Raw genomic sequence first — 18,581 nt, 5'->3', positions numbered from 1 at the left:
GACCTCGCCCTGCCGGTGCGGCTGATGACGCTGGCCAAGGAAGCGCGCTCGACAAGGCCATCGCAGCGAGGGCCACGTGCCCTGTCTGCAGGCGTCGTTACCACCACTGCTTGCCTCTGCGCACCCCGGTTCCTGCTTTCTCCGAACTACTGGTGAAGCGGCCGTGCTCTGCTGACAGCGGCCAAGAACTCTTCCCATGTACGGCCAGCGGTTCCCTGCTCACAGCCCCCACCGGCGGCCAGTTGCAATCCCCGGGCCGCGAGCGACGAACACATGGAGGGACGTGCGTACCATTCCCCGCTGCTGTGCCTGACCGCTGTTCTCTCGGTGACATGGCAAGGGCAGACTGTGCAGATGGACACTGACCTTTACCCTGACCTGGCTGCTGCCGGCAGCCTGACCGCGGCGCTGGAACAACTGGCGGCCGAGCTTGGCGTTGACCTCACGGTGGTTCCCCACGCAGGAGGATCCCCCGTTACGGCGGGTACCGCCTCATCGGTCCCGGGGCGCAAGTCGCTGTCCATCTACATCGGAGTAGACAGCCGCTCGTTCATGCTCTCGGGGTGGGCACAGGGCGTCGAGATGATTACCGGAGCCACGTCGGACCTGGCGGATGTCGTCAGAGCCGGCGTGGCGTGGGGGCAGGCCAGGAGCCTGCGGGAGCTGCAGGCTGACCTGCCCTTTCTGCACTCCAGTGAACGCGCCGAGGCAAACGAGCGCGGGCCGGTGGCGGTAGTAGAGCTGCAATGGCGGAAGACGCGGGCGGAGGCGACCAAAGCCCCGGATTTCCCAGGGTTCAGCGCACTGGTGGAAGCGGCTCACGCCAACCCAAGGCTGCGGCAGCTCTACGTGTACTCCAGTCACTGGACGCTTGGCTTCAGCTCCTGCACCGGTTTCCCCTTCCGGAATGAGGTCGCCATAGCTCCGGCACGCAACGGCAGCCCCTACCGCGTGATGAAGCACCCGCACGCCGACACCATCGGAGAGGCCGCCACAGCCGAGGATGCCGTCGCCCTGGCGGTGTCCCATATTCCCGCGGGCGTCGGCCCGGCTGTCGCGGGATCCGCCGAATGAGATGAGTGCCGACCACCGATTTGAGCCTCGCCCGCGGCACCCTCGAAGTCCGACGCCGGTTGCTGCGACACACCCTCTACCTGGCGGAGTTCACTCACCGACTTGCCAGGGAGTGGCTGGCCTACCGCAACCAGCGCTGGCCAGCCTCAGCCAATCCGCATCTCCTCGTGAGCCAAAAGACGGCCCTTGCTCCGGATCAGCCGACAGTCAGCAGGACTCTGCTTCGTAAGGCCCTACCCAAGGACGTCACGCTCGTCGGCCTGCGCCAGGACCGCATGCTCGACGAGGCGTTTGCCACCAGCGATCCGCTCAAGCTGATGCGGCTCTTCGGGATTACCGCTCAGACCGCCATGCGCTACGTCGCTGCGGCGTACTCGGAGCGGACCGCCCGACTACCCCGTTGACTGCCTGGCTGCTGAGGCGATCACCACGGCGGGCCGTCAGCTGGTCTCGTAAGACGCTCAGCCATCGAAGCGATTCCAGTTGATAGGGAGGTCGGCCAGAGGGTCCAGGGCGCTTCGGTGGGTGGCGCCGGCCCAGGCATCGAATGCTTCGCCGTCCTCGCTGCTGACATGCACGACGAGGCCGGGGGCCACATAGAAGTGGGTGGGTGCCCAGGGCCAGAAGGGACGCAGGGGCACAAGGTGCAGCGCTTCGGTGAGTTGCTCGACCTGTGGTGCAGTGAGTTTGCGGGGCAGGGCGAGGTAGTCGGCGCCCATGGAGGCCTCGAAGAGGGAGAACTGGATCACGAAGCCGCTGAGTGGTTCCTGTTCGGCGATCGGATCCTCGTCGAATTCACGGAACCAGACAGTCGGATCGGCTTCAGGTCCCTCAAGCGTCCACAGGAGTGACCAGAAGAAGCCTCCTTGGTTCTCGACGCCGAAGACGAGCATCTCCCCGAGATGGTCGGTATGCAGGTCTGGCTCGGGCAGGATCCTGTTCTGGATTCCGAGGGCACCCGGTCGCTGCTTCGCGAGCCGGTACAGCTGTCTCAGTCCACCGGGAAGGCGTGACGCGGAGTCGCTGGTAGGCGATTCGGTGGCGTCTGCGGTGGGGTACCAGCCGGTGACGAACTGCTCGAGAGCTGCCGCACGGTCACCGTTCACATTCCCCAGCCACTCCAAGCCCGGCAAGTGCTCAGGTGGAAGGGGCGGGCGCACTCGGTTCAGGAGTTCTCTGCTCAAGGGTGCTTCAAAGCGCAGTTCACAGTCGGTGAGAACGCCATCGGAGGTGCCAGCCTGGCTCACTCGGGCGGTGCCCAGGTACAAAACTTCACCCCCAACGCGGACCGCGATGTGGATCGGCAACGAGCCTTTGCCCACACCCTAGGGCGCCCCCATGAGTCGCTCTGTGACCGGCGCCGGTGCGGGCCCGATCAAGCGGACCTCCTCAGCGTTCCACACACCGCTTTGGGCGGGTGCGTCACTCGCTTCCGCGATGATCACCATTCCGACCGGGCCTATGACGACACTGGCACCGCCCACCGTGAAGCGCCCGGGTACTACCGAGCCGCCGATGAGCTCGGGTACGTGCTCCCGATCGAACACCAGCGCTGGAATTACGGCGGGAACTTGATCATTCATTCCCGTATCATCCTTGACCACGACCGGTTTTCTGTCGGCGGGTGATGAGGCAGCAGGCGAGCTTGAGGAACGCTTCGTGGATGTCGGCTCTGCGTTCCCACCGGGTGCGAAGGCGTCGGAAGCCGTGGAGCCAGGCGAAGGTCCGCTCAACCACCCACCAGTATGTGCCCTGTCCGGTGCCGTGCATGGTGCCGCGGCGGGCGATGGCCGGGACAATGCCGCGGGCGCGGACCTGGTCGCGGTAGATGTCGTGGTCGTAGCCACGGTCGGCGAACAACGAGTCCGGCTTGCGGCGAGGACGGCCGACCTTGCCGCGGACCGGCGGGACCGCGTCGAGCAGCGGGAGCAACTGCGTGACGTCGTGCGGTTGTCCCCGGTCAGCAGGACCGCGAGCGGGGTGCCGTGCCCGTCACTGATCAGATGGTGCTTCGAGCCGGCCCGGCCCCTGTCGACCGGTGACGGACCCGTATGGATCCCCCTTTTAATGCCCTGACGTGGGAGGAGTCGACCACACACCGGGACCAGTCCAGCCGGGAAGCCGCGTTGAGCTCGGCTAAGGACTGTCCCGCAAATGATCTCTGGGTCGTCTCGGGCATGGCGGGCCGCCATGTGACCCGCTGGCCTAACCGGCGAGGGCGAGGTTGTGCATCCGTGCGATGCCGAGCATGGCGTGGTGGACGCCGTCACCTCTGAGGCGACGGTCGCGGAGGATCTTCCAGGTCTTCATCCGGGCGAAGACGTGCTCGACACGGGCCCGGACCTGCTTGTGGGACTTGTTGTGTTCCTCCTTCCAGGCCGGCAGTTCGGCCTGTCCGTGCTCGCGGCGGTGTGGGATGACGAGTCCGGTGCCGGGATAGCCGCCGTCGGCGATCGTGAGGGTATGCCCGACGGCGGCCTTGGCGCCGGACTCCTCCCATGCCTTGCAGTCGTTGCGGTTCCCGGCAAGCGGCCGGCCGACCACCACGACCATGCGGGTGTCGGCGTCGACGACGACCTGGTGGTTGGGTAAAGTACCGGTAGTTCTTCGACCGCTCGGCGATCGTGTGGTCCCGGGTGGGGACGAGGGTGCCGTCCACGATGAGCACGGTGTCCTTCGCGAACCGCTTGCGGGGCTGGAGGGCAAGCATCGGCCCGAGGTGGTTGATGATACGGTCCGGCGCCGACTTGGACACCCCGAACAGCGGGGCGAGCTGGCGCATCGTGAGGTTCGTCCGCCAGTAGGCCGCGACCAGCAGGGCCCGATCCCCAGGCGGAAGACTCCACGGCCGACCCCTGCGGACCGAGTCCGCACCTGTGCGTCGCAGCACCGTCACCAGCTTGCCGAACTGCCGTGGGTTGAGCCCCGTGAACGGGGCTATCCAGGAAGGTTCCGACGCCGTGATCACACCAGCCACACCAAGATCATCCCAGGCCGATTAGGGTTCCTTCTTCGTGCCGACGGACTGGAGACGGATCATGGAGCAGGACGAGGCCCTGCAACTCGCGGTGGCGTTTCTCGCCCGTAGCCAGCGCGATGACGAGCCGCCTCTGGCCATCGACGAAGAGCGGCTTCGTGCGAGCAACGGGCTCCTGATCGTGCCCTACAACTCTGTGCAGTTCCTCGCCTCGCGTGATGCGAGAGAGCAGCTCTTGGACTGCTGGCCCATCCTCGTCGACCTTGAACGCGGAGACGTTCGGTTCGGGACCCTGGACGAGCGGCATCTGTGGAGGAACCCGAGCGTCTGACGCCTGTCTGTGACCCCAGTTTCGGGACAGCCCTTAACAGGGCCTGGTGCAGCCGCTGCCACACGTCGGCCTCGTTCCAGTCCCTCAGACGACGCCAGCACGTCATGCCCGACCCGAAACCAAAATTTTGGGGCAGGTACTCCCACTGGATCCCGGTGTGCAGCACGTACAAGATCCCGCACAGCACCTCCCGGCCCGGCAACGGCTTACGACCCGGATACCGGAACCGGCGCTCACGCTGCGGCAGCAGCGGCTCGAGGCGGTCCCACAGCTCATCCGACATGATCCACGGTGACGTTCCTACACTGCACCGAACGCTCAACTCCCGCCTCGGACACGGCAACCAGGATCGGTCCACCTCTTTGTGTTAGCCGTTGTAAGGGCCAGAAAGTCCAGAAACCCGGGCACGAAAAGGCCCGCGGCCGTGGTGGCTGCGGGCCCTCTGGTGGTGCGGGTGATGAGGGGCGGCGGGTCTTGCTGAGGACGACGTCCAGGCACCCGCCGCTGCTCAGCGGCCGATTTCTGCCCATCCGTAGCTGAGCGAGGAGTTCACCGAGGTGCAGTATGCGTAGGACCAGGTGCCGCCGCCGACTCGCTTCCACTGGCCAGGGACGGTCGCGCCGTTCTTGCACTTCGCCATAGCCCGGAAGGAGGGGTTGCCGTCTGCCGAGCTGCAGTAGGTGCCAAAGGTGTTGGAGTCCGACCACGGCTGGCAGCTGGGCGCTGCATGGGCGGCAGTGGCTGGGGACAGGACGGTGAGTGCTGCCGCCAGGCCCAGCACGCCGGCACTGGCTGCTGTTGCTGCGCGCAAGCGATGACGAATCGTCACAGTTTCCTCCAGGTGGTTTCTGTTTGCGGAAGGCGAAAGCGGGGGTTAGGCCGCGGAACAGACGCTATTAGCCGGTGCTTGGACCGACCTTGGAGGAATCTTGAATCGACTGGTCGCGCGGGCTGCCTGGGGTGGCGCGACTGCAGGAGCATTGAGTTGTCCGGCCAGGCAGAGGCGAACGTTGGCGCCCGATACCCGGTTACCGAGGAACAGCCGGACGGGAAGTCAGGCATTTACGTCTTCGCGTGCTGGCTCTAGCTCGCCAATCGCCCCGAGAGCGCCAGGTTCTGGTGGGCCGCGGGTGCCGACCACGGCGCGGCCGCCTACTGCCTGCACCTCCAGCACCTCACCAACGGAGAGCTGAGGGAAGCGGACGCCTGGTGCCCCCCGGGTCGAAGACGCCGTGGCCGACGCGGAGGGTGACGACCTGAACATCGGCGAGAGGACGACGCTGATTGAGGTGCTGGAGAATTTCGCGGAATACCGCGCCCGCACCGGCCGCCCCCCGGGGGTGTTCCGGCGTCGCGCCGTATCGCATCGTACGGCGCCTTGCCGGGGGTGTTGGGGGGTGCCTGTTCTGGAGGGGGTGTGGTGGGGGTGGTTTTGGTGTGGCGCGCTTCTGTGGTTCTGCCGGTATGTGTTCAGTTGGTGGTGGGTGGTGTGGTGGTGGTTGCGGTGAAGAGGGTGTGGTTTTGCTGGGTGGCGGTGATTGTGAGGGTGGTGTCGTTGTTGTCGGGGTTTGGGTGGGGGGTGGCGGTGATCCAGACGGGTGTGGTGAATTCTGCGTAGCGGTGGAATTGTGCGTGTACGGAGGTGGGGGTGCGGGCTTGGGGGTGGGTGTGGGCGGTGGCGGCTTGCCAGGCGGCTTCGAGCAGGACCATGCCGGGGTAGTGGTCGCCGGCGTGTTCGAAGAGGGTGGCGTGGCGTGGGTCGGGGTCGAGGAGGTAGTGGCCGGGTAGGGCGGTGGCGGCGAGGACCACGTCGGCGGGTGCGGTTTTGCCGACGGTGGCTGGGGTGAGTGTGGCTTTCGGTTGTGTCCGTGTGTGGAGGCGGGCTGTTGTGGCGGTGCCGCGCAGGCGGCGGTAGGTTCCGTCGGAGATGCAGGCGAAGCGGCCGCCGCCGGTGGCGCAGGGCCGGTTGTCGCGTTCGATGGTGATGTTCATGGTGAACTCGGCGAGGCGTTTGCCTCTGCGGATCATGTCGGTGCAGGTGGCTGTCAGGGACAGTTCGCTGGGTCCGTGTCCGGTGACCATGTTGTCGGGGAAGGTGGTCAGGTAGAGCTCCGACAGCAGGAACTGGTGGCCTAGGGGGACGTCGAACTCGGCGTGGGCGAGGAAGAGTCCGGTCTGGCGGATGGTTTCCGCGGCCTGCAGGGCGTCGTGGCGTCTGCCGTCGGCGCTGGTGAAGAACGGGTGGATGCGCGGCCATTCGCCGCTGAGGGCGAAGTGGTCCTCGTCGAGTTTCTCGCAGCCGGTCAGGAAGACCTCCGCGTGGCAGGCCCGGTGCACGTACTCCCTGGGGACCGTGGTCGTCAGCCGCGGCAGGGACTGCATGCCGCTCGTGGGTATGGCGTGCGGCCCTCGGGGGGTGAGGAGGTCCGTCGTACGGCTTCTCGGAGCAGTCACGCTCGCTCTCCGCCTCTCGCATAGAAGTCGAGCAGGTCAGTGGGGCTGGAGCACAGAACATACAGACTATCCGGTTTTGTTTTCAAGCCCTTTTCGTCATACTGGACAGGGAATCTGAGGGTCCCGAGGGCGCTCAGTCCCGGCATAAGCGGTGGTGAGCCTTCCGTTAAGGGTTCCGGTGCGAGAAGCCCTTGACCGTGGAAATACCGCGTGTACGGTTTTCTTCATCGTGCGGGTCCGGATTCCCGGAGTCCGCCTCAGCGACCGGAGGGTCCATGCCTCGTCAACAGCACTGTCCGTACGCTTTTGATCCGTCGGGACGGGACATCCACGGTGAGGCCGCCCGGCTGGGGGCGCAGGGTCCGGTGGTCCGGGTGGTGCTGCCCGGTGGTGTGGGGGCGTGGGCGGTGACGGGTCAGCGTGAGATCAAGGCTTTGCTGACCGATCCGCGTGTCTCCAAGGACGCCTATCTGCACTGGCCGGCGTGGATCGAGGGGGAGATCGCGCAGACCTGGCCGCTGGCGATCTGGGTGTCGGTGCAGAACATGGTCACCGCTTACGGGGACGACCACAAACGTCTGCGCAGGCTTGTGGCCGGGGCGTTCACGGCCCGCCGGGTCGCCGGGCTCCGGCCGCGTGTCGAGGAGATCACCCGCGATCTGCTGGACCGGCTCGCGCAGCTGCCGCCGGACCTGCCGGTGGATCTGCGCCAGGAGTTCGCCCACCGTGTTCCCACGCAGGTGCTGGCCGAGTTGTTCGGTATCCCCGGGGAGCTGCGCGAGAAGCTGCGCCAGATCATCGTCGGTTTCTTCCAGACCTCCGTCTCGCTGGAGGAGGCGCAGCGAAACGGTGTCAATCTGTATCTGACGATGAATGAACTGCTCGCTCTCAAACGTGAGGCCCCGGGTGAGGATCTGACCAGCGCGCTGATCGCCCAGCGGGACGAGGGCGGTACGCGGCTGACGGAGAAGGAACTCGCCGACAACCTGATCCTGCTGTACACGGCCGGTTATGAGACCACCGTGAACCTGCTGGACAACGCGATCGCCCTGCTGCTGGCCCATCCCGGACAGCTCGCGCTCGTCCGCTCCGGCCGGGCGGCGTGGGAGGACGTTGTTGAGGAGACCCTGCGGGTGGACGCCCCGGGCGCGAACGGGATCCTGCGCTATGCGGTGGAGGACGTGGAGGTCGGCGGGACGGTGATACCCAAGGGCGACCCGCTGGTCATCTCCTACATCGCCGCCGGCCGCGATGCCTTGGTGCACGGCGGGGACGGCCATCTCTTCGACGTCACCCGCGACACCCGCCGCGAGCACCTCTCCTTCGGCCATGGCCCGCACTTCTGCCTCGGCGCCCAGCTGGCCAGGATGGAGGCGGCGGTCGCACTGAGCGGGCTGTTCGAGCGGTTCCCCGCGCTCGAACTCGCCGTGCCCGCGCAGAGCCTGCGCCCGCTGGAGTCGTTCATCTCCAACGGACACCAGGAACTGCCCGTGATGCTCGGACCGTCCGCCGCGAAGCGAGCGCCTGTCATGGCGCAGCCGCGGCAGGAGGCCGCGGCCCTCGCGCACTAGGACACGCCGCGCCGGCCCCGGACCGGGCCGGCCCAAGACGCCCCTGCCCGCCGCCCTCGCGCACCGCAACCGGCCGTGGCTCCCACGCGGCAGCACGCCCCACCACCTTTGGCGGGCGGCCGGGCCGGCGGCGGGCGCCTCGCCCGGAACGCGGCCCACCGCCGTCCGGGCACACTCGCCGCCGGGCCGGCGGCCGGTGGCCGGCACCGGCCGCCGGCGCAGGACGGACGGGAACCCGCCGGTGATCTCCCCGGCCCGCCGCGACGGCAGCCCGGCCCACCGCAACGGCAGCCCGGCCCGCCGCAGCGGCAGCGGCTGCGGCTCACCGCCCGGCAGGTCCAGGGGCCCCCTCGCCCTGTCGACCGGAGCCGAAGCGGACACCGCACGGGGGTGGTTGACGTGGAGGACCGCCGCCACCCCGTGTTCTGCCCGCGCCGCCGCCCCGGCCGCGGCAGAACACGACGCGCCGCCGCCGGCGCTGGCGCGCACCGGGGGGCACGCGGCGTCCGCGCCGGCGAGCCGCACGGGCCCGGACGGTCCGGGAACCACCCGCCCGCCGCCCGCGCCGCAGACGGGGTACGGCCGCACCACCGTGCCGCCGCCGGCCGGCACCTGCCGCCCGGCGGCGGCACGGGTGCGGCCGGCGGCGGACGCCCGGGCCCGGACCGCAGCGGCGGCCCCGGCCCCGCGCAGGGGACCCCCTCCGCACACCGCGGCCGCTCCGACATGCACGATGCGGCGCACGCCGTGGCGCAGTGCCTCCTCGGCCAGTGCCCGGACGCCCAGGCCGCCGGCCGTGCGCAGGCTCCGCGCGTCCGCCCTCGCGGGGGACACACGGTGCACGGCGGCGTCGGTCTCTTCGTGCGGGCTTCGCGTGTCTGTCCTTGCGGGGGACACACGGTGCACGAGGGCGCCGGTCCTTTCGCGCGGGCTCCGCGCGTGTGCTCTCGCGGGGGACACGCGGTGCACGCCGTCGGTCCCTTTGTGCGGGCTCCGCGCGTGTGCCCTTGCGGGGGCCGCGCAGTGCACGAGGGTGCCGGTCTCTTCGTGCGGGCTTCGCGTGTCTGTCCTTGCGGGGGACGCGTAGTGCGCAAGGGCGTCGGCCTCTTCGTGCGGGCTTCGCGTGTCCGTCCTTGCGGGGGACGCGCGGTGCACGGCGGCGCCGGTCTCTTCGTGCGGGCGCGTCAGCGGTGCGGGGTTCGCCTGTACCACGGGCTGCGCGCTGTGCCCCTGGGGGGCTGGGGTGCCGCGGTGTATCATCCGAACCCGCACGGTTGGTTTTGTAAGGGCGACGCGGACCATGTGCCGCCCGGTGACGCCTTTTGTGCCTGTGACCAGTGCATTCTTCGGCAACGGAGAGTTCCTCACGGGGGATCAGGGAGAGGGACGGAGTGAGAAACAGGCCGTCGGGTTGGGAAAATACGGACGGCTTGGTTTGGTTCCAGGGTTGAGCGGACACGTGACCTGGTGCCGTACCCCAGCAACAACCAGGGAGGGCTTTCATGGCACGGCAGGAGCGTGCGATGCGAACGAGACTGGCGATCTTGACGGCGGCGGCCTCCGTCTTCGACGAGTACGGCTACGATCGCGCCACCATCGGCGAGATCCTGGCCAGAGCCGGTCTGACCAAGGGGGCGCTCTACTTCCACTTCCCGTCCAAGGCGGCCCTGGCGGAGGGTGTGCTCACCCAGCAGTTCAGTCTGATCTCGGTGGAGCCGAGCAGCTGCAAACTGCAGCAGCTGGTGGACACGGCCCTCACGGTGGCCTACCGCATGCGCCACGATCCGCTGGTGAGCGCGGTGGCGAGGCTGAGCCTGGACCAGGACGTGCGGGCCTCGTTCGGTACCGCGGCCATCACCCAGTGGATCGACGCGAGCAGCTATCTGCTCACCGAGGCCAAGAAGCAGGGCGAGCTCCTTCCGCACATCGTGCCGTCCGAGACCGCCTGGCAGTTCTCGGCCGCCTGGACCGGCGTGCAGGTGTATTCGCAGATCCTGTCGCAGCGGGAGGACCTTGAGGAGCGGGTGGTGTCGCTCCTGAGGCACCTGCTGCCCAGCATCGCGGTTCCGGCCGTCCTGGCGAGCCTTGAGATCACCGCCGCGCGGGCGAGGGAACTCGGCGCCCGGAGCGACACGCGGGTACAGGAGGAGCTGGCCGGGAAACTCGTGGCGGTGGCGAGCTGACCGGATGGGCCGCCCGCCCCGCCCCGCGCCGCCGCCGCGAGCGCGTTGTGCCACGTTCTCGTCGCGCTCGCGGCGGACCGCGTCCCGGCCCTGCCGGGGCGGGCCCGCCGGTGTCCTCAGCCGGCGGCCGCGGTCACCGTGGAGCAAAAGAGGGGCCTGCCGCTGTGATGGCCCGTCACGCGCACCGCTTCCGAGCCGTCCGCCCCGTTGCCGGGGATGCGGTGCGCCTCGATCAGGCAGGGGCTGCCCAGTTCGGCGCGGCGGTCGAACTCGGTGGTGATGTCCAGCGGCACGCAGGGGCGTCCCAGTGTCATGGCCGTGGCCTGGCAGGCGGCTTCGAGCAGGATCGTGTCCGGCACGTGGCCGGTGCGGCGGTCGAAGAACACGGGGTGCCCGGTGTCCACGTGCAGCCGCCACTGGTCCTCTCGCCTTGTGGCGGACAGGACGACATCCAGGGGCGAGAGGCGTCCGACGGCCTGCGGGGGGACGGGGTGCGCCGGCGCGGTGCGGGGCAGGGGGTGACGGCCCGGCGCCTGGCCGCCGGCTGCCGCGGCACAGGCGAAGGTGCCATGGCCCGTCGCCGCCGGCTGAGCGTCACGGCGGATCTCCACCTCCACGCGGAGCCCGGTCAGGGTGCCGTCGTGGCCCCTGTCCGCCGCGACGCGGACGTGCAGTTCGAGCGTGGCCGGCGTCCAGCCGATGTCGAAGCGCTCGGGACGGGGGCTCACGCCGATGCCCTGCACCAGCAGCTGCCGGTCGAGCGGAACGCCGTACTCGGTGTGAGCCAGCAGGATCGCGCTCTGACGGATCGTCTCGGCCGCGATGAGCGGGTGGTAGCGGCCGCCCACGGCGAAGAAGCTGTGCCCGCGGGGCCACTGCGCGGCCACGGTGAAACGGTGCTCGCCCACCTGCTCCCATCCGGTGAGCATGACCTCGGCGACGCTCGCGCGCTCAACGAGTTCCTTCGCCACGGGAGTGGTCAGGGGCCGCACGAGCAGGCTCCTGGTCCCGGGAAGCGTGCTGGTGGCGCTCTCTGTGCCGGCCGCGCCGGGTATCGCGCGCTCTGTACGGAACGTGCTCGCAGACATGGTTTTCCCCCTGAGCCGCGTGGGCCTGATGCCGAGGGGACTGCCTCGGCAGGACCGAAGATACATACCATCCGGTTTAATTTCTAGGAGGGGCGCGGGCAGTCCGCGACCGTACACAAAGGGAACGACGCACTCCCGCGGACGGGGGCCGGCCACCCCCGGCAGTGCCGGGTGCGGGACGGCTCCCCGCGGGCCGTGAAGCGTCCCCCGCCGCACGGATCACGGGGCCGACGCCCCCCGCGCACGGGAGTTGGGCGTGTGCGGCATTCCCCGGCGAACGCAACAGTCCCAGGGCGGGGCGGGGCGGGGCGGGTGCGGGCGGCGGCTCCCGGTGGCCGGCTCGGCGGCGCGGGACCCCCGCCCTTCATAAACCGCCCGTGCGGTTTGTATGATGTCTTCTGCGGGCCGGGCAGGACCTGCTCGGGCCCTTCCCGGTGAAGGCCCCGACGGCGACGGCGGCGGACCCGGTGTCCATCGCGGCGGGGCCGGCCGGCGCACCGGGGCGCGTGAGCGCGCCGCCGCCGCTCAAGTGACAGACCCTTTGAGCGGGCAGGTGACTTCACCGGGCCCGCGCAGTCAGGAGAACCGCCATGGTGCAGCAGGAGCGTGCCGCGCGCACGCGGCAGGACTTGGTACGGGCAGCCGCCGAGGTGTTCGCGCAATCCGGTTTCACCATGGCCTCGATCAGCACCATCAGCAAGAAGGCCGGGGTGAGCACCGGCGCGCTGCACTTCCACTTCGCGAGCAAGCAGGCCCTGGCCCGCGCCGTGGAGGACGAGGCGGCCGCCGTCGTCCGTGCCATCGCCGGGCCCGCCCCGGACGGCGGTCCGCATCCGCTGCAGCGGCTCATCGACGCCACCCACGCCCTGATGGGACGGCTGGACCAGGACGTCATGGTCCGGGCCGGATTCGGGCTGGGCAGCGCCCTGCCGCGCCGCGAGGACGCCGTGGACCTGCGCGGCGTGTGGCAGGACTGGGTCGAGGAGGTGCTCAGGGACGCGGAGCGCGAGGGCGTGCTCGCCGAGGGCGTGTCCGCGGCCGACGCCTCGATCGCCGTGGTGGCGGCGACGGTGGGCTTCGAACTGCTCGGCGCACACGACCGTACGTGGACGTCCGCGGCCACGCTCGTGCGGTTCTGGGAGCTGTTGCTGCCCCGGCTGGCGGCGGCCGACGGCCTCGGCCGGCTGGTGTCCGGCGGGACCCCCGACACCGTGCCCGACCGAGTGTAAACAGCACGTACGGTATGCCCCGGGGGCCGGTACACCCGGCTTCCGGCGGAGATCTCGCCGCCTCCTCCCTCTCCGGCACGATGCCCTGTCACTGCTCGCATGACGCCAAGTCAGGCATTTTTGCAGGTCAGTTGGGTTTCCCTGCACTTGAGGACCGGTGGGGCGGCGGTGGACGAAGAGGCCCGAGCGGTTGGATATTGACATACCGTGCGTGCTGTTTTTTACTGTGTGCGGCCGGACACCGTAAAGGGAGCAGGGGGAGACGGCGTGGACATCGACATACTGGGCGCACTGGACGCCAGGGAGAACGGGGTCTCGATCGCCCCCACCGCACCCAAGCCCCGGCAGGTCCTGGCCCTTCTGGCGCTCTACGCCGACCAGGTGGTGCCGGTCTGCGGGCTGATCGAGGAGCTGTGGGGCGGCAACCCGCCACGCAGTGCCCGCACCACCTTGCAGACCTACGTCCTGCAGCTGCGCGAGCTCATCACCCTCGCGCTGGAGAAGGACACCCCCGCCGGGGACGGGCCGGCGCGCCGCGCCAAGGACGTGCTGGTGACCTCACCGGGCGGCTATCTGCTCGCCACCGGCGGCGGCAGCATCGACGTACGCGAGTTCGAGCGGCTCGCGGGAGCGGGCTACCGCGCCATGGACGCGGGGGACTTTCCCGGCGCCGCCCGCAAACTGCGCGACGCGCTGGGCCTGTGGAGCGGCGCCGCCTTCGCCGACGTGCACACCGGCGTACAGCTGCAGATGGAGGCCAAACGGCTGGACGAGAGCCGGCTGTGCGCCCTCGACCAGCGCATCGAGGCCGACCTGCGGCTCGGCCGGCACCGCGAACTGCTCGCCGAACTCACCGTGCTGACGGCTCGTTACCGCACCCACGAGAACCTGCACGGGCAGTTCATGCTGGCCCTGTACCGCTCGGGCCGGCGCAGCGAGGCGCTCGACGTCTACCACCGGCTGCGCGGCACCCTCGTGCGCGACCTCGGCCTGGAGCCCTCGGCACGGCTGCGCCGGCTCCAGCAGTCGATCCTGACGGCCGTGCCCGAGACACCGCTGTCCCTGGAGCACCCCTCGTCCGCGGCGCCGGCCCCGATGCCGCCGGCCGGGTCCGGCCGCAGCCGCATGGCGCCCGTGTGAGCCACTGACCGCCCGGCGGGCGGGCGGGCGGGAGCGGCACGCAAACCTCGTGCCGCGCCCGCACCCCACCGGCCCGTCCGCGCCGGCCGGGGCGCCCGCACACCGCCGGGCGCCCCACCGGCCGGCCGTCACCGGGAGCCGGCCTGGTCCGCGAGAGGCAGGGCGGGCGGGCCGGCGGCGTGATGGCCCGCCTCCTTCAGGGCGCCGAACCGTCGGTTCAGGTCGCGCAGTTCATGGAACAGCTCCTCCAGCCGCCTGCCGATGCGGGCCATCTCGGCCGCCTTCAGGGCCGGGTCGCCGTACGCCACGTCCCCGCCGCGGCCGAGGCCCTCGCCGCACACCCCGCACACCCGGCGCACCCCGTGCACCCCGCACACCCCTCGTACTTCTCGGAGCTCCGTTTTGGCGAGGGGGCCGGGGGGCGGGCCGTGGCGCAGCAGGGCCTCGCGGCGGCCGCGCAGCAACGGTCCGGGGCTGGCGCCGAGTTCGCTCGCGAGCCGCCGGCGCACCCTGTCGTAGACGGCGAGGGCCTCGCAGTGGCGGCCGGCGCGCTGCAGAGCCACCATCAGCAGATCGGCGAAGCGTTCCCGCAGCGGGTGTTCCTCCGCCGGCAGTTCCAGGTCGCCGGTGATGCCGTCGGGACGGGCCGAACGCAGCCTCGCGTCGTAGAACGCCTCCAGCGTCAGCGGCCGCTGCTCCTCCAGCCGGTAGGCCTTGGCCGTGCAGATGGGGCCGCCGCGGCAGTCCGCGAGCGCCGGCCCCCGCCACAGGGACAGGGCGCGCTCCAGGAGCGTGGCTGCCCGGTCGGGGTCGGACGCGGCCGCCGCGTGTCCCTCGGCGGACAGCCGTCGGCGGATAGCCGACGGAAGTGCCCGGCGTCGGTGGTCGCCTCGCCGGGCCGCAGCAGATATCCGCCTGGCTCGGTCGTGATCACCTCGCGGCCCGCCCGGCCGTCGGGCGGCCCGAGGAGCCTGCGCAGCCGGGCGACGTGCGCCTGCACGGCGCCCGCCGCGCCGCGCGGCGGGTGGGCGCCCCACAGCTCGTCGGCCGGCCGTCCGGCCGTCCGATGCAGACGGTGTGCCCGGCCTGGACGATCAGCGTCGCCGGCAGGACCCGCTGCCTGGCCCCGGGCGGTACGACTGGCGAGCCGGTGCGCGGCTGATGCACCTCCACCGGGCCCAGGAGCCGGAACTCGCTACCCGTCCCGGTCGCCGGGCACCCGCGAGCCGGGACCGCGGCGCGCTGCGCACGCCGGCGGTGACCCGGGCGGCCGGGGCGCCGAGGCCGTCCGGGAAGGAGAAGCAGCCGCCGGGGACGACACACGGACCGAGGATGCGGCCGCCGGGGACGACACACGGACCGAGGATGCGGCCGCCGGGGACGACATACAGACCGAGGTGTCCGGTGCGCCCGGCCCGCGGCGTGCACCGGGCGCAGGCCGCGGCCCGGTCGCCGGAGCCCGCGACGGCGAAGAACGCGACCGGCAGCGGGGCGGCCGCCGCCGATCCGCGCAGGCCGCGCGGCACGGCGAAGCCTGCGCGGATCGCCGGCGTGAAGGACGTCCACGGACGCGGGTGAGCGAGCACCAGCGCCGGGATGCCGCCGGGGGAGTGGCGCAACGTGACGCCGGACAGGGCGCCGTCGGGCGAGGGGGCCTCGGCCTTTGCGTCGCCCTGCCGCGGGGTGCCGGCGGCGGAGATTCCCAGCCACACCGGCGGAGCCGGTCCTTCCGCCTGCAGCCGGCGGGCCGGCCCGTACGCCACGGGGGATCCCGTGCCGTGGCCGAAGAACGCGAACGGGGTGCGGCCGCCGGCTATTTCCGGGGCGAGCAGGCCGGGGAAATACGCGACGCGAGTCCCACCTTCGATGAACACAGGCGTTATTACAACCGCCCCGCGGCCTGGTGCGTCCGGCGCCCGCACGCGCCGGCCGGACGGAAAACGCTCTGGCCTTTCCCGATACGCCAGGCTCCGTCCTCCCGCCTGCGGGCACCCGAAGAGCCGCACGTCACCACCTGTTCCGGGGTCCTGCGGGCCGCCCGGTGAAGAGCCGGTGCATCTCATTGCGTCTCCGTCCGGGCAGCGGCATTCAAGAATGTGTCCTCGGAATGCTTTGAACGATAGGGGAGTGATCACCGAAGGGGCGGAACCGGGAGTTCGTTCCGAGTATTTCTGCAAGCGTCCTTCAGCGGCGCGGCCCCTTTGGCGATGCCGTGCTTGGAGGCCTGCTAGAGGGCCACTACAGAACCTCGCTTGCTCAAAACGGGCCCGGCTAGCGTGACTCGTGGCACAGATTTCTGGCCAATGAAAGGAACTGGACAGAGAGCTCGACCACTACGGAGGAAACTGTGAAAATTCAGGTTCTGGGTCCGTTGAGTGCCGAGGTCGACGGGGGATCGATCGTTCCTACGGCGGCCAAGCCGCGGCAGATCCTGTCGCTGATGGCGCTCTATCCGGGGCGGGTCAGGCCCATCCCGATGCTCATGGAGGAGATATGGGGGACCGCGCCACCGCAGAGCGCGCTCACCACCCTCCAGACGTACATCCTCCAACTGCGCAGGAGACTGGGCACCGCGATGGGCCCGAGCGCTCCCGGCAGCGTCAAGGAGGTGCTGGCCACCCGGCACGGGGGGTATCTGCTGCAGATCCCCGAGGCAAGCGTCGACGTGTACGAGTACGAGCGTCTCGCACGGGAGGGGCAGGCCGCCTTCGAGGCGGGCAACAACGAGGTGTCGGCGCAGCGGCTGCGGGCGGCCCTCGATCTGTGGACGGGGCCGGCCCTGGTCGACGTACGCGTCGGGCCGATCCTGGAGATCGAGGTCAGACGGCTCGAGGAGAGCCGGCTGGCGACGGTCGAGCGGCGTATCGACGCCGACCTCCGACTCGGCCGGCACGCCGAACTCATCGCTGAACTGACCGATCTGACGGCCCGCCACCCTCAGCACGAGGGCCTGCACGCGCAGGTCATGGTGGCGCTGTACCGGTCGGGGCGCCAGGCCGGGGCGCTCGAGGCCTACCGCAGGCTGAGGATGAGGCTGATCGACGAGCTGGGTGTGGAGCCCTCGCCGCAGCTTCAGCGGCTGCACCAGGCCATGCTCACGGTCGACCCGCAGCTGGACGTGGCCGCGGGGGCGCGGCGCACCTCGACCTTCGACCTCTTCGCCGCCTGACGCCCGCCCCGCGCGAGAACCTTGTCGTCGCGGGTGCGGGGCCCCCGGCTGCGGAGGCGTCCGACGGGTCCTCGCGCGCTCCTTTCACTTCGGCGGGTGAGGCCCGGCGCCAGGAACTCCTCACCGTGCACAGGCCGTTGCGGCTCAGCCGGCCAGGCCTACCTCGGGGGGACACGCCCCCGGCGGGCTCCGCGGGCTCCGCGGGTCCGCGGGTCCTGCTCGGGTCCTGCTCGGGTCCTGCTCGGGTCCTGCTCGGGTCGGTTCGGGTCCTGCTCGGGTCCTGCTCGGGTCGGTTCGGGTCGGTTCGGGGCGGGTGGCCGTGCTCGAGGCGCTCTCGTGCGGGCCTCGAGCGGGCCGGGACACGGTGTCGAGCACCATCGTGGAGAGGGTGCAAAGGACACATGGCCGCCGAGCGAGTGCACACCACAGCGCACCACGTGAACGTCGCCGCCCCCGCCGGTGTCGTCTATGAACTGGTCGCCGGCGCCGCGCGCTGGCCCCTTCACCTCCCGCACAGCGTCCACGTCGAGCAACTGGATTTCGACGGCCGCAGCGAGCGGCTGCGGATGTGGGCCACCGACGGCGGGCAGGTCACATCCTGGACCTCCCACCGGCGGCGGTTCCCGCGGAGCCGGCGGATCACCTTCCGCCGCCAGGCGCCGGACGCGTACGGCGCACGCCTGCTCGGCACCTGGATCGTCGAGGCGGCTGGCGCCCGGCGCAGCCGGCTGACGCTGCTGCACGACGTCGTCGTCGAGGGCGGCGGCCCGGCCTGCGCGGCGCGGGCGCTGCACGGGGCGGACCGCGCCGGCCGTGCCGATCTGGACGCCCTGAGCCGGATCGCCGAGCGATGCAGCCGCCTGGACGAACTGACCCTGCTCTTCGAGGAATCGGTCCGGGTCAGGGGCGGCGCCGAACTGGTCTACGACTTCCTGTACCGGGCGGCCGACTGGCCCGGGCGGATACCGCACGTGTCCCGGAGCGACGTCACCGAGGCCGAGCCGGGCGTCCAGGTGCTGTCCATGGACACCACGACCGCCGACGGCTGCACCCACACCACCGAGTCGGTGCGCGTGTGCTTCCCGCACGCCGGCCGCATCGTCCACAAGCAGACCCTCACGCCCGCACTGCTGACGGCCCACACCGGCGAGTGGTCCGTCGTGCCGGACGCGTCCGGTGTCACGGCCAGCGCGCTGCACAGCGTCGTGCTGCGCGAGGAGAACATCGAAGCCGTCCTCGGCCCGGGCGCGACCGTCGCCGACGCCCGCCGCCATGTGCGCGCGTGGCTCGGCCGCGACAGCCTGGCCACCCTTGAGCTGGCCAAGCGTCACGCCGGGGCCCTGGTCCGCATGCTGTGAGAGGTGG

General features: G+C 70.5%; 15 protein-coding genes and 3 pseudogenes. 9 read left to right on the top strand and 9 right to left on the bottom strand.

Translation table 11 applies throughout. The features are described from left to right. Positions 1-354: 354 nt before the first annotated feature. Both ACIP2X_RS07915 and ACIP2X_RS07910 read left to right on the top strand, forming a co-directional pair. A complete protein-coding gene (locus ACIP2X_RS07915) occupies positions 355-1,074 on the top strand; it encodes a DUF6193 family natural product biosynthesis protein (RefSeq protein WP_401669077.1) in 720 nt (239 codons plus the stop codon). A gap of 5 nt (positions 1,075-1,079) precedes the next feature. Beyond that, positions 1,080-1,478, top strand: coding sequence for a hypothetical protein (locus tag ACIP2X_RS07910; protein ID WP_401669074.1), 399 nt, complete (start codon positions 1,080-1,082; stop codon positions 1,476-1,478). A 57-nt stretch (positions 1,479-1,535) separates the two neighbouring features. Here ACIP2X_RS07910 and ACIP2X_RS07905 read toward each other — a convergent pair whose 3' ends face one another. The 4 genes and pseudogenes from ACIP2X_RS07905 to ACIP2X_RS07890 all read right to left on the bottom strand — a co-directional run. Further along, on the bottom strand, positions 1,536-2,381 hold the full coding sequence (locus ACIP2X_RS07905; RefSeq protein WP_401669070.1) for a hypothetical protein: 846 nt from the start codon (positions 2,379-2,381) through the stop codon (positions 1,536-1,538). Between the two features lie 283 nt (positions 2,382-2,664). Next, positions 2,665-3,214: pseudogene (locus ACIP2X_RS07900) on the bottom strand (IS5 family transposase); the annotation flags it as partial. A 65-nt stretch (positions 3,215-3,279) separates the two neighbouring features. Beyond that, complete coding sequence (locus ACIP2X_RS07895) at positions 3,280-3,780, bottom strand: transposase (protein ID WP_401669067.1); 501 nt, start codon at positions 3,778-3,780, stop codon at positions 3,280-3,282. A gap of 49 nt (positions 3,781-3,829) precedes the next feature. Beyond that, positions 3,830-3,964 (bottom strand): annotated as a pseudogene (locus ACIP2X_RS07890) (transposase family protein); the annotation flags it as partial. Between the two features lie 148 nt (positions 3,965-4,112). Between ACIP2X_RS07890 and ACIP2X_RS07885 the strand changes: the two are divergent. Then, entirely contained in the window at positions 4,113-4,382 is a 270-nt protein-coding gene (locus ACIP2X_RS07885; protein ID WP_401669065.1) for a hypothetical protein, read from the top strand. Here ACIP2X_RS07885 and ACIP2X_RS07880 read toward each other — a convergent pair. Together ACIP2X_RS07880 and ACIP2X_RS07875 are read right to left on the bottom strand one after the other, a co-directional pair. Further along, positions 4,336-4,725: pseudogene (locus ACIP2X_RS07880) on the bottom strand (transposase); the annotation flags it as partial. The gene ACIP2X_RS07885 and the pseudogene ACIP2X_RS07880 overlap by 47 nt on opposite strands. Positions 4,726-5,852: 1,127 nt before the next feature. Continuing rightward, on the bottom strand, positions 5,853-6,836 hold the full coding sequence (locus ACIP2X_RS07875) for a ScbA/BarX family gamma-butyrolactone biosynthesis protein (protein WP_401669062.1): 984 nt from the start codon (positions 6,834-6,836) through the stop codon (positions 5,853-5,855). Positions 6,837-7,111: 275 nt separating this feature from the next. Here ACIP2X_RS07875 and ACIP2X_RS07870 point away from each other — a divergent pair, with 275 nt between their 5' ends. Both ACIP2X_RS07870 and ACIP2X_RS07865 read left to right on the top strand, forming a co-directional pair. Next, positions 7,112-8,407: a cytochrome P450 gene (locus tag ACIP2X_RS07870; protein ID WP_401669060.1), complete on the top strand. Its 1,296-nt coding sequence runs from the start codon at positions 7,112-7,114 to the stop codon at positions 8,405-8,407. A gap of 1,523 nt (positions 8,408-9,930) precedes the next feature. Then, positions 9,931-10,590, top strand: a complete 660-nt coding sequence (locus tag ACIP2X_RS07865; RefSeq protein WP_401669058.1) for a ScbR family autoregulator-binding transcription factor — start codon at positions 9,931-9,933, stop codon at positions 10,588-10,590. A 116-nt stretch (positions 10,591-10,706) separates the two neighbouring features. Here the strand turns inward: ACIP2X_RS07865 and ACIP2X_RS07860 are convergent, their stop codons facing one another. Continuing rightward, positions 10,707-11,678 (bottom strand): ScbA/BarX family gamma-butyrolactone biosynthesis protein, encoded by a 972-nt coding sequence (locus ACIP2X_RS07860; protein WP_401669056.1) that lies wholly within the window; start codon positions 11,676-11,678, stop codon positions 10,707-10,709. 590 nt (positions 11,679-12,268) lie between these two features. On the opposite strand from ACIP2X_RS07860, the gene ACIP2X_RS07855 reads away from it, so the two are divergent. Together ACIP2X_RS07855 and ACIP2X_RS07850 are read left to right on the top strand one after the other, a co-directional pair. After that, positions 12,269-12,907: a ScbR family autoregulator-binding transcription factor gene (locus ACIP2X_RS07855; RefSeq protein ID WP_401669054.1), complete on the top strand. Its 639-nt coding sequence runs from the start codon at positions 12,269-12,271 to the stop codon at positions 12,905-12,907. Between the two features lie 267 nt (positions 12,908-13,174). After that, the gene (locus tag ACIP2X_RS07850) at positions 13,175-14,047 is read left to right on the top strand and encodes a BTAD domain-containing putative transcriptional regulator (protein ID WP_401669051.1); all 873 of its coding nucleotides are present in this window, start codon (positions 13,175-13,177) and stop codon (positions 14,045-14,047) included. Positions 14,048-14,175: 128 nt separating this feature from the next. Here the strand turns inward: ACIP2X_RS07850 and ACIP2X_RS07845 are convergent, their stop codons facing one another. Beyond that, positions 14,176-15,084 carry an AfsR/SARP family transcriptional regulator gene (locus ACIP2X_RS07845; protein WP_401669048.1) on the bottom strand — a complete coding sequence of 303 codons (909 nt, stop codon included), beginning with the start codon at positions 15,082-15,084 and terminating at the stop codon, positions 14,176-14,178. Positions 15,085-15,141: 57 nt separating this feature from the next. Continuing rightward, positions 15,142-16,110 (bottom strand): thioesterase II family protein, encoded by a 969-nt coding sequence (locus ACIP2X_RS07840; protein WP_401669046.1) that lies wholly within the window; start codon positions 16,108-16,110, stop codon positions 15,142-15,144. 284 nt (positions 16,111-16,394) lie between these two features. Between ACIP2X_RS07840 and ACIP2X_RS07835 the strand changes: the two genes are divergently transcribed. Next, on the top strand, positions 16,395-17,216 hold the full coding sequence (locus tag ACIP2X_RS07835) for a BTAD domain-containing putative transcriptional regulator (protein ID WP_401669044.1): 822 nt from the start codon (positions 16,395-16,397) through the stop codon (positions 17,214-17,216). A gap of 401 nt (positions 17,217-17,617) precedes the next feature. Continuing rightward, the gene (locus ACIP2X_RS07830) at positions 17,618-18,574 is read left to right on the top strand and encodes an aromatase/cyclase (protein WP_401669042.1); all 957 of its coding nucleotides are present in this window, start codon (positions 17,618-17,620) and stop codon (positions 18,572-18,574) included. Positions 18,575-18,581: the final 7 nt, after the last annotated feature.

Source organism: Streptomyces sp. NPDC089424, assembly GCF_044749345.1.
In the GTDB taxonomy this organism is placed as follows: Bacteria; Actinomycetota; Actinomycetes; order Streptomycetales; family Streptomycetaceae; genus Streptomyces.
Note: the sequence above shows the minus strand (reverse complement) of the source record. Positions and strands in the feature narration are given on the sequence as shown.